Source organism: Accumulibacter sp. (genome assembly GCF_036625195.1).
Classification (GTDB): domain Bacteria; phylum Pseudomonadota; class Gammaproteobacteria; order Burkholderiales; family Rhodocyclaceae; genus Accumulibacter.
Genome location: NZ_JAZKUG010000001.1, coordinates 4,834,981 through 4,847,802, shown reverse-complemented (window position 1 = coordinate 4,847,802; position 12,822 = coordinate 4,834,981). Strand labels below are relative to the sequence as shown.

Sequence of the window (12,822 nt, the reverse complement as noted above, 5' to 3'; positions counted from 1 at the left end):
AAGAGAAAGCGAGCCCGCTGGCGGCGAGGCTGCTGGTTTTCACGTATCGAGCAACCGGTCAGCACGTCCAGGAGCGGCGACAGATGTCGAGCGAGCAGGGGCCCGCGCGGTCATGTCAGCGGACGAGACCGCTTGCGGGCGTCGGCGAAGCGCTTCCCCCTGTGTTCGCGGCGCGCGGCGCGGGCGAGAAGACGGAGGGGGCTGTGCGAGGCAGCACCTTGCCGACCGCAGGTGACCGCATGATCTGCCGCGCTCGGCGGGCACGCAGGCGGCTGGCTGCTTCGGTGCAGCGCTGGGACGCGGCGCACCGTAACGCCTTTCCTGCGTGCCAGAGCAGCGACCACAGCGTCGTGCGGGGCGCTCCGTGTGCCGCCGGCGAAGCCTCGAATGAACGCCTCCCGATGCGCGAGAAAACCCGCATCCCGGCATCCAAGGGCCACTGTGGGTGCGTGCCTGCCGGCGCCCACTACCGGCTCGACGGGCAAGACTGTGCCAGCGCTCGGCGCGTGCCCGACCGCTACTGCGGCCGGGGCATCTGCGAGCGGGCCGAGACCAGGTCTGAAGATGTCGGCGACGCAGATTGTGTTGTGGGGACAGAGGGAACTCATCACGGAGATTCGGCGCGATGAGGAAGGGAGCGCACGACCGGACAGCAGAACGTTCCGGTTCGGCAGATTCCGAACAACGTGCTGTCGATCTCCGCGGCTCGCCCGATCGGCCCCGGCGAGCTGAAATCTCCGTACGGCCACCACTTGATCGATCTGATCGACGGACGGACCAGTGGTCGCGACCGTTGCCGCCGATGGCGCGGCACCGATTCGCAACCCTTGGCTCGCTCCCTCGGATAGCAGTGTGGCGGCGATTCATCGGACTCCGGTTCATCCGGTCGCACGACCACCTGATCCATCCGGAGGGGCTTGCAGACCTGCGGCAGTGCACCTCCGGTCGCTGTCTTGCTGCCATGAGCAGGCCGGCGCTGCCCGGCCAGAATCCATTTTCCACACCAACCCTGTCATCAATGAGGAGCAGAGCATGAGTACCTATGACGGAACTCCGGGTAACGATTCGCTCACGGGAGGTGCCGGCAACGACAGCTTGAATGGTCTGGCTGGCGACGACAGACTCTACGGCGGGCTCGGCGACGATAGCCTTTATGGTGGGGATGGCGTTGATCAACTTTACGGCCAGGAAGGCAACGACACACTCGCCGGGGGTCAAGGGGTTGACTACTTCTGTCTCTGGTGGACGGTCGAGGATCACTCGGCCGACACGATCACCGACTTCGCGGCTGGAACGAGTGGCGACAGGCTTCTCTTTCCGTATTGGCGGTTTACCAACTATTCGGTGGACCGCAGCGACCCTTTCATAACCGGTCACGCGCACCTGACGCAGGTGGGTCCAGACACGCGCCTGGAACTGGACATGGACGGTGCCAACGGTCCGGGAGCTTTGGAGCTTGCGGCGATCCTGCAGAATGTGAACAAAGCTGCTCTGCTCGGCCAGAACTTCGGCGACAATTGGTCGTGGTGGAGTCCACAGGCGCTCATCGGTACGGCAGGTCCCGATGTGCTGGCCGGAACGGTTGCCAGCGATGTGATCCAAGGGCTCGCCGGTGACGATACGCTGACCGGAGGCGCGGGTGCCGATACGTTCTACGTCTGGGATACCAGCGGGGATCGCTCGGCCGATACCATCACCGACTTCACGGCCGGAGCGGGCGGCGACCGGCTCCGCATCCCGGAGTTGAGGTTCACCCACTATTGGTGGTATGGGCTTGATCCCTTCACGACGGGCCACGCGCGCCTGACGCAGGCAGGCCCGGACACGCACCTGGAGCTGGACCTGGACGGTGCCGCGGGCCCCGGAGCCTTCGAGCTTGCGGCGACCCTGCAGAATGTCAGCAAGGCGGCTCTGGTCGGCCAGAACCTTGGCGGCGAGAGCTGGGACGTCCAGGCGATCATCGGTACGGCAGGGCCGGATGTGCTGACCGGGACGGCTGCCAGCGATGTGCTTCGGGGGTTCGTCGGCGACGACACGCTGACCGGCGGCGCGAGTGCCGATACGTTCTACGTCTGGGATAGCACCGGGGATCGCTCGGCCGATACGATCACCGACTTCACGGCCGGAGCGGGCGGCGACCGGCTCCGCATCCGGGAGTCGAGGTTCACCAACTATTCGTCGTATGGGGATGATCCCTTCACGACGGGCCACGCGCGCCTGACGCAGGTAGGCACGGACACGCACCTGGAGCTGGACCTGGACGGTGCCGAGGGTCCTGCATCCTTCGCGCTTGCGGCGACGCTGCAGAATGTCAGCAAGGCGGCTCTGGTCGGCGAGAACCTTGGCGGCCAGCGCTGGAACGTGCATGCGCTCATCGGTACGGCAGGGCCGGATGTGCTGACCGGAACGGCTGCCAGCGAAGTGGTTCGAGGGCTCGCCGGCGACGACACGCTGACCGGCGGCGCGGGTGCCGATACGTTCTACGTCTGGGATACCAGCGGGGATCGCTCGGCCGATACGATCACCGACTTCACGGCCGGAGCGGGCGGCGACTGGCTCCGTATCCCGGAGTCGAGGTTCACCAACTATTCGTCGTATGGGGATGATCCCTTCACGACGGGCCACGCGCGCCTGACGCAGGTAGGCACGGACACGCACCTGGAGCTGGACCTGGACGGTGCCGAGGGTCCCGCATCCTTCGCGATTGCGGCGACGCTGCAGAATGTCAGCAAGGCGGCTCTGGTCGGCGAGAACCTTGGCGGCCAGCGCTGGAACGTGCATGCGCTCATCGGTACGGCAGGGCCGGATGTGCTGACCGGAACGGCTGCCAGCGAAGTGGTTCGAGGGCTCGCCGGCGACGACACGCTGACCGGCGGCGCGGGTGCCGATACGTTCTACGTCTGGGATAGCAGCGGGGATCGCTCGGCCGATACGATCACCGACTTCACGGCCGGAGCGGGCGGCGACCGGCTCCGTATCCCGGAGTCGAGGTTCACCAACTATCCATGGTATGGGTATGGGCGTGATCCCTTCATCACGGATCACGTGCGCCTGACGCAGGTAGGCCCGGACACGCACCTGGAGCTGGACCTGGACGGTGCCGGGGGTCCCGGAGCCTTCGAGCTTGCGGCGACGCTGCAGCATGTCAGCAAGGCGGATCTGGTCGGCCAGAACCTTGGCAACGAGAGCTGGAACGTGCAGGCGCTCATCGGTACGGCAGGGCCGGATGTGCTGACCGGAACGGCTGCCAGCGAAGTGGTTCGAGGGCTCGCCGGCGACGACATGCTGACCGGCGGCGCGGGTGCCGATACGTTCTACGTCTGGGATACCAGCGGGGACCGCTCGGCCGATACGATCACCGACTTCACGGCCGGAGCGGGCGGCGACCGGCTCCGCATCCCGGAGTCGAGGTTCACCAACTATCCGTCGTATGGGGGTGATCCCTTCACGACGGGCCATGCGCGCCTGACGCAGGCTGGCCCGGACACGCTATTGGAGCTGGACCTGGACGGTGCCGGGGGGAGCGGAGTCTTCGAGCTTGCGGCGACCCTGCAGAATGTCAACAAGGCGGCCCTGGTCGGCGAGAACCTTGGCGGCGAGAGTTGGGACGTGCAGGCGATCATCGGTACGGCAGGGCCGGATATGCTTGTCGGCACCCCGGCAAGCGAGGTGATCAGAGGTCTGGGCGGCAACGATACCCTGCATGGAGGAGCCGGTAACGACACGCTGGACGGTGGTCCCGGCATCGACGTCGCCAGCTACTCCAGCACCAACGCCGGCGTCACCGTTTCCCTGACGACTCCCAGTGTTCCAAGAGACGCGACCAGCGCCGATGTCGATACGCTGATCGGCCTCGAGGACCTCATCGGCAGTGGTTTCAACGACGCGCTGACCGGTGACGCCGGCAACAACTCACTGCAAGGCGGCGCAGGCGACGATAGCCTGCTCGGTGGCCTCGGTGACGATACGCTGGACGGCGGCGCCGGAACCGACCTCGCCAGTTATGACGGTGCGAGCGCCGGCGTCACCGTGACTCTGGCGACTCTCGGTGCGCAACAAAACACGGGTAGTGCGGGTATCGACACCCTGATCGGCGTCGAGGACGTCATCGGCAGCGGCTTCAACGACTCTCTGACCGGTGACGCCGGCAACAACTCGCTGCAGGGCGGCGCCGGCAACGACACGCTGCAGGGCGGTCTTGGCAACGACATACTCGACGGCGGCGCCGGTACCGACACTGCCCGTTACTCCGATGCCACCGCCGGTGTCGTCATCACCCTGGCGATGCCTGGCATGCAGCAGGACACCATCCATGCTGGCGTGGACATCCTGCTCGGCGTCGAGAATCTTGTCGGCAGCCACTTCAATGACTCCCTGACCGGTGACGCCAACAGCAACGTGCTGCAAGGCGGGTTCGGCAACGACACTCTTGACGGCGCTGGCGGCACCGACACCGCCAGCTACTCCGACGCCACCGCCGGCGTCACCGTCACCCTGGCCACGCCCGGCTTGGAACAGAATACGGTCAATGCCGGACTTGACCGGCTGGACGGCATCGAAGACCTCATTGGCAGCGGGTTCAATGACTTGCTGACGGGTGACGCCGGCGATAATTCCCTGGATGGCGGCACCGGTGGCGATAGCCTGATCGGCGGCGACGGATCCGACATCTACTACGTCGACAACATCGCTGACCTCGTCACCGAGACCAACGCCGACCCAGTGACCGGCGGTACTGACCAGGTCTTCGTCGACCTTGCCAGCTACACCCTCGGCGCGCACATCGAGAGTGGCCGCGTTCTGGCGAGCGGTGCAGCGAACCTTGCCGGCAACAGCCTCGACAACCTCCTTGAGGCCGGACGTGGCAACAACCTTCTCGACGGCGCCGGCGGCAACGACACTGTCAGCTACCTCTACGCCGTCAATGGCACCGGCGTCAGCGTCAGTCTCGCCATCGCCGGATCACAGGTGACCGGTGGCTCCGGCAGCGACACCCTCGTGGCGATCGAGAACCTCGTCGGCTCGATCTACGATGACACCCTCTTCGGCGATGGCGGTGCCAACCACCTCAGCGGCGCCGAGGGCAGCGACATCCTCGACGGTGGTGGCGGAGCGGACGTCATGCGCGGCGGGCCGGGGTCGGACACCTATGTGGTGGACAACGTCGGGGACAAGGTCGAAGAAAGCTCTTCTTCCCACGTGCAGCCGTTGCGGCAGGTCTCGACGGCAGCGGACGGATCACCGGGGAACAACCACAGCTACCATCCGTCGCTCTCGATCGATGGCCGCTACGTGCTTTTCGAGAGTCTCGCCAGCTTGCTCGTCGCTGGTGACACCAACGGCCATCTGGATATCTTCATCAAGGACGTGGAAAGCGGCGCAGTGCGGCGGGTGTCGACGGGCGCCACTGGCGAACAGGCGAACGGATCGAGTTCGGGCGCACAGTTCTCGGCCGACGGGCGCTACGTGGTTTTCCGCAGCGACGCCAGCAATCTTGTCGCCGGCGACACGAACGACGCGCAGGACATCTTCGTCAAGGACCTGCAGACGGAAGACATTCGGCGCGTGTCGACGGACGCCACCGGCAACCAGGCGAATCACGGCAGTGACGGCGCGTCGTTCTCGGCAGATGGTCGCTACGTGCTTTTCGCGAGCGACGCGGACGATCTGGTCGCCGATGACAGCAACGGCCATTCGGACATCTTCGTCAAGGACCTGCAGACCGGCGGGATCCAGCGGGTGTCGACCGATGCCGCCGGTGGACAGGCGAACCGGGGTAGTGAGGGCGCGTCGTTCTCGGCTGATAGCCGCTACGTCCTTTTCGAAAGCAACGCGGACAATCTCGTCGCCGAAGACGCGAACGACTACAGCGACATCTTCGTCAAGGATCTGCAGACGGGCGGGATCGAGCGCGTTTCCGGCGGCCTGGACGCTATTGAATATGTCGGTTGGTATTCTCGAGGCGGGCACACGAATGCCTCGTTCTCTGCCAGCGGGAAGCAAGTGGTTTTCACGAGCTTCGTTGAGTTCTTCCATCCCGACGCCGGGCAGCTCAGTTCCAGCGTCATAACGATCGTTGATCTGGAAGACGGTGCACTGCGGAGCTTCGATGCCGAGCCTGCTCTCCGGGGCGAAATCGTCCCTCGTGCATCGTTTTCCGTCGACGGTCGTTACCTGGTCTTCGATGAACGTGTCGGGGTTGCGGGTGCAGGGGCGTCCTACGGGGAATGGGTGGCGGACGACTGGGACGTGTTCGTCAAGGACTTGCAGAACGACACGGTTCGTCGTGTTGCCGAGGGAGGAGGGAGACATGGTCCGCCGCGCTTCGCCGCCGACGGGCAGCACGTGGTCTTCGGCGGCGACGCGATCAACCTCGTCGAGGATCCCGCACCCACCGGGTACTCGGACATCTTCGTTGCGCCGAACCCATTCCTGGTCGACGACGGAGTCGATACGGTCCTGTCCTCACTGAGCTACACACTGCCCGCCAACGTCGAGAACCTGGTCCTCGCCGCTGGCGCGTACACTGCGCTCGACGGGACTGGCAACGAACTGGCCAATAGCCTGACCGGGAACGACGGCAACAACGTGCTTGACGGAGGCGGGGAGGGCGACCGGCTGACCGGCGGCGGTGGGGACGACACCTACTGGGTGGACTCCCCGGCTGATCGGGTCATTGAATTCGCGGGAGGTGGCAACGACAGCGTCCTCGCATCCTGCACATTTGCGCTCGCCGATCACGTCGAAGCCCTCACGCTCAGCGGCAGCGCGGACATCGACGGGGAAGGCAACACACGGGCCAACATGGTGCTCGGCAACAGCGGGGCGAACGTCCTTGACGGTCATGGTGGTGACGACACGATCAGCGGTGGAGACGGCTCTGATCGGCTGTTCGGCAGCGAAGGTAACGATGCGCTCAACGGCGGCGCGGGTGCCGATGAGTTGCTGGGTGGTGCTGGCAACGACACCCTCGACGGCGGCAGTGGGGGCGATGTTCTTGAGGGCGGTTTGGGCGACGACATCTTCCTCGTCGATGAAAGCGCTGATCTGGTCCGCGAGACGCTGGAGCCCTCACCGTTGCGGATATCGGTCACCGGTTCCGGCGGGCAGGGCTACGGCCCTGGGGGCAGCCGAAGCGCGTCGTTCTCGGCAGATGGCCGCTACGTGCTTTTCGAGAGCGGCGCCAGCAACCTCGTTGGCGGCGATACCAACGGAAGCAGTGAAGTCTTCATCAAGGATCTGCAGACCGGCGCAGTCCGGCGCGTGTGGACGGCACTGGAAGAGTATAGCTATTTTCGCTACAGCTCCGACCCGTCGCTTTCGGCGGACGGGAATTACGTGGTTTTCACGAACGCGACTTGGGAATGGGGCTTCCGCACGATCGACGAAACCAGCAACGTCTTCATCATGGACCTGCGGACCGGGGTGACCCGATGCGTGTCGACCGATTCGACTGGCGGGCCGGAGCGCGGTACCAGTTCCGGTGCTTCCTTCTCTGCTGACGGGCGCTACGTGGTGTACCAAAGCTCGGCCATTGGCCAGTATTTTCACGGTATCTTCGTCAGGGACCTGCAGAGCGGTGCAACCCGCCGCGTGTCGACCGACGCCGCTGACCTGCCCGCGAATGGCGACAGCTCCCATGCCTCCTTCTCGGCCGACGGGCGCTACGTCGTCTTCCAGAGCCGAGGCAGCAATCTGGTGGCTGGTGACACGAACGGCGCCACCGACATTTTCGTCAAGGACCTGCTGACGGGTGGCATACAACGGGTTTCTTCCGACAGTGCTGGAACTGCCGGCAACGGGCGAAGCGGCAGCGCATCCTTCTCGGCAGACGGCCAGCGCGTCGTTTTCGAGAGTGAAGCGAACAACCTCGTCGCCGGCGACAGCAACGGCAGCAGTGACGTGTTCGTCCGCGACCTGCGCACCGGCGCCATCGAACGCGTGTCCACCGACTTCGCTGGAAATCAGGTCGACGGCGGCAGCGGTTCCGCTTCGCTGTCGACCGACGGGCGGTACCTGGTGTTTGCCAGCGTGGCGCCCAATCTGGTCGCCAACGATACCAATGGATGCAGTGACGTCTTTGTCAAGGATCTGCAGACCGGGGCGGTTCATCGTGTGTCGGCCAGCCTCGCTGGCGGGGAAGGCAATGCCGCCAGCTTTTCGCCGCGATTCTCGAGCGATGGTCGCTACATTCTCCTGACCAGCGACGCCAGCAACCTTGTTGGCGACGACACCAACGGCGCGACCGATGTCTTTCGGGTGTCCAACCCCTTTGTCGAGACCGGCGGCACCGATACGGTCATCGCGTCAATCGACTATGTCCTCCCGGACCGTGTCGAGCGCATCGTCCTCGCGGGGAGCGCTCACCTGAACGCGGGCGGCAATGGCGGCAACAATCTGTTGACCGGGAACGACGGGAACAATGTCCTCGATGGCGCAGGTGGCATCGACGCAGCCAGCTACGGTACGGCAAGCGCCGGCGTCACCGTTACTCTGGTCATGGCGGGCGTGCAACAGAACACGGGGCAAGCCGGAATCGATACCCTGATCGGCATCGAGGACCTGATCGGTAGCGGCTTCAACGACTTTCTGACGGGTGACGCCGACAACAACTCGGTGCAGGGCGCTGCCGGAGACGATGCGCTGCAAGGCGGTCCCGGCAACGACACCCTCGATGGCGGCACCGGCAACGACACCCTCGATGGCGGTGAAGGCAACGACCTTCTCTGGGGTGGCAGCGGCGCCGACAGTTTGCTCGGCGGCGATGGCTCGGACCTCTACTACGTGGACCATGCGGGCGACAGCGTCACGGAGACCGGTGCCAACCCCTTCACCGGCGGCACAGACCAGGTCTTCAGCACCCTCGCCGCCTACACCCTTGGTGCGCACGTCGAGGCCGGCCGTATCCTCTCGAGCGGCGCAGCGAGCCTCTCGGGTAACGATCTCGATAACGTCCTGTACGCCGGCCGCGGCAACAACGCCCTTGACGGCGCCGGTGGTGCCGACACCGTCAGCTACCTCTACGGCGCAAGCGGCAGCGGCGTCAGTGTCAGTCTGGCCATCGCCAGCGCCCAGGCGACCGGCGGTTCCGGCAGCGACACTTTGGTCGGGATCGAGAACCTCACGGGTTCCACCTACGACGACACTCTCGGCGGCGACGGCAACGCCAACTGGCTGGACGGCGGCAGCGGCAACGACACCCTGGCCGGCGGCAATGGCGACGACACCCTTTCCGGTAGCGTGGGCACGGACACCGCCAGTTACGCGGACGCCAGTAGCGGCGTCCGCGTCAGCCTCGTCCTCAGCGGTCCGCAGGCGACCGGCGGTTCCGGCAGCGACACGCTCATCGCCATCGAGGATCTCTCCGGCTCCAACCATGACGATACCCTGCGTGGCGACGGCAACGCCAACCGCCTCGACGGCGCGCAGGGCAACGACTTCCTCAATGGTGCCGCCGGCAACGACACTCTCGACGGCGGCGGCGGAAACGACCGCCTGTGGGGCGACAGCGGCGCCGACAGCCTGATCGGCGGTGACGGCTCCGACTCCTACTACGTCGACGACGCCGGCGACAGCGTCAGCGAGAGCAACGCCAACCCGGCAACCGGCGGCACCGACCAGGTCTTCAGCTACCTCGGCGCCTACACGCTCACCGCCCACATCGAGAACGGCCGTATCCTTGCCACCGGCGCCGCCAACCTTGCCGGCAACGCCCTCGACAACCTCCTCGACGCCGGCACTGGCAACAACCTCCTCGACGGCGCCGGCGGCAACGACACCGTCAGCTACCTCTACGCCGTCAGCGGCATCGGCGTCAGCGTCAGCCTCGCCATTGCCGGCGCACAGGCGACCGGCGGCTCCGGCAGCGACACCCTTGCCGGCATCGAGAACCTCACCGGCTCCACGTACGATGACAGCCTCACCGGCGACGGCAACGCCAATCGCCTCAGCGGCGCACAGGGTAACGACACCCTCGACGGCGGTGCCGGCAACGACATCCTCGACGGCGGCGCTGGCAACGACCGCCTCCGGGGTGGCACCGGTGCCGACAGCCTGACCGGTGGCGACGGCTCCGACTCCTACTACGTCGACGACATTGGCGACGGCGTCAGCGAAGCCAACGCCAACCCGGCAACCGGCGGTACCGACGAGGTCTTGAGTACCCTGGCCGCCTACACCCTCGGCGCCCACATCGAGAACGGCCGCATTCTTGCCACCGGCGCTGCCACCCTCGTCGGCAACCCCCTCGACAACGTCCTCGGAGCTGGTAGCGGCAACAACGTCCTCGACGGCGTCGGTGGCAACGACACCGTCAGCTACCTCTACGGCGTCAGCGGCAGCGGCGTCCGTGTCAGCCTCGGCGTCAGTGGCGCACAGGCGACCGGCGGATCCGGCAGCGACAACCTCGTCAGCATCGAGAACCTGGCTGGCTCGACCTACGCCGACACCCTGACCGGCGACGGCAATGCCAACCGCCTCGAAGGAGGCTCTGGCGATGACTCGCTCGACGGCGGTGCCGGTAACGACACCCTTGACGGCGGCGCCGGCAACGACCGCCTCTGGGGCGGCACTGGTGCCGACAGCCTGCTCGGCGGCGACGGCTCCGACCTTTACTACGTTGACCACGCCGGCGACAGCGTCGCAGAAAACAACGCCAACCCCGCATCTGGGGGCACCGACCAGGTCTACAGCTTCCTCTCCGCCTACACCCTCACGGCGCACGTCGAGTGCGGCCGCGTCCTCTCGAGCGGCGCCGCGAACCTCACCGGCAACGATCTCGACAACCTGCTCTACGCCGGCAGCGGCAGCAACGTCGTCGAAGGCGCCGACGGCAACGACACCGTCAGCTACCTCTACGGCGGTCCCATCGGCGTCAGCGTCAGCCTCGCCATTGCGGGCGCGCAGGCGACCGGCGGCTCCGGCAGCGACACCCTCATCGCCATCGAAAACCTTACGGGGTCGAGCTACGACGACACGCTCGTCGGCGATGGCAACGCCAACCGCCTCGAAGGTGGCAACGGCAATGACACCCTGGGTGGTGGTGCCGGCAATGACACGCTTTCAGGGAGCTCGGGCAGCGACACCGCGAGTTACGCTGACGCCGCCAGCGGCGTCAGCGTCAGCCTCGCCATCGCCGGCGCCCAGGCGACCGGCGGTTCTGGCAGCGACACCCTGATGGCCATCGAGAACCTCGGAGGCTCGGCCTACGACGATACCCTGCGCGGCGACGCCAATGCCAACCGGCTCCACGGCGGGCAAGGCAACGACTTCCTCAACGGCGGCGCCGGCAACGACACCCTCGACGGCGGCGCCGGCAACGACCGCCTCTGGGGCGGCACTGGTGCCGACAGCCTGATCGGTGGTGACGGCTCCGACTTCTACTACCTCGACGACGCCGGCGACAGCGTCAGCGAGACCAACACCAACCCGGCAACCGGTGGCACCGACCAAGTCCTCAGCTACCTCGCCAGCACCACCCTCGGCGCCCACATCGAGAACGGCCGCATCCTCACCACCGGCGCCGCCAACCTCACCGGCAACGCCCTCGACAACCTCCTCGACGCCGGCACTGGCGCCAACCTCCTCGACGGCGCCGGCGGCAACGACACCGTCAGCTACCTCTACGGCGCCAGCAGCGGCGTCAGCGTCAGCCTCGCCCTTGCCGGCGCACAGGCGACCGGCGGCTCCGGCAGCGACACCCTCGCCGGCATCGAGAACCTCAGCGGCTCCACCTACGACGACACCCTCACCGGCGACGGCAACGCCAACCGCCTCACTGGCGCGCAAGGCAACGACTTCCTCAATGGCGGTGCCGGCAACGACACCCTTGACGGCGGCGCCGGCAACGACACCCTCTGGGGCGGCACCGGTGCCGACAGCCTGAGCGGTGGCGACGGCGCCGACCTCTACTATGTCGACCACGCCGGCGACAGCGTCAGCGAGACCAACGCCAATCCCGCCACCGGCGGCATCGACCAAGTCTTCAGCTCGCTTGCCGCCTACACCCTCGGCGCCCACATCGAGAACGGCCGCATCCTCGCCACCGGCGTTGCCAGCCTGAACGGCAACGGCCTCGCCAACCTCCTCTACGCCGGAGCCGGCAACAACCTCCTCGACGGCGCCGGCGGCAACGACACCGTCAGCTACCTCTACGGCGTCAGCAGCGGCGTCACCGCCAGCCTCGCCACCGGCACCGCGACCGGCGGCTCCGGCAGCGACACGCTGGTCGCGATCGAGAACCTCGTCGGCTCGGCCTATGCCGACACCCTCAGTGGCGACGGTGGCGGCAACGTCCTCAGCGGCGGCAACGGCAACGACACCCTCAGCGGCGGCCTCGGCGCCGACACCTTCCGCTTCGACATGCTGCCGAACGCCGCGACCAACCGCGACACGATCAGCGACTTCAACGTCCTCGACGACACGATCGAACTCGAGAACGCCATCTTCGCCTCGCTGCTGAGCCCCGGCACCCTCGCCGCCACCTCGTTCCGCTCCGGCGCTGGGTTCTCCGCAGCCGCCGACGTCGACGACTTCGTCATCTACGACAGCAGCAGCGGCGCGCTGTACTACGACGCCAACGGCAACGCCGGTTCCGCCCCTGTGCAGATCGCCAGCCTGGGCAGCGGGCTCACCTTGAGCAGCCTCGACTTCGTCATCACCTGAAGCCTGCCGCCGCTGCCGCCGCTTCCCCGCGGCAGCGGCACACGCCGGCCACCGCTTGTTCCCCGGAGAAAAAGACTGTAGCGTTATTCCCCAACGTTCCGCGCAGCTGCCCACAGGCTGGACTGGTCGCGCTGCGTCGACACCGGACGCAGCCCGATT

At 66.4% G+C, this 12,822-nt stretch carries 1 protein-coding gene; it reads left to right on the top strand.

Annotated elements, in window-relative coordinates; translation table 11 throughout:
* Nucleotides 1-1,032 precede the first annotated feature (1,032 nt).
* Nucleotides 1,033-12,663, top strand: a complete 11,631-nt coding sequence (locus tag V5B60_RS20670; protein WP_332349816.1) for a hypothetical protein — start codon at nucleotides 1,033-1,035, stop codon at nucleotides 12,661-12,663.
* The last annotated feature ends 159 nt before the right edge of the window (nucleotides 12,664-12,822 follow it).

Coding starts and splice junctions, on each gene's coding strand:
- V5B60_RS20670 (WP_332349816.1), top strand. CDS start 1,033: ATGAGTACCTATGACGGAACTCCGGGTAACGATTCGCTCACGGGAGGT.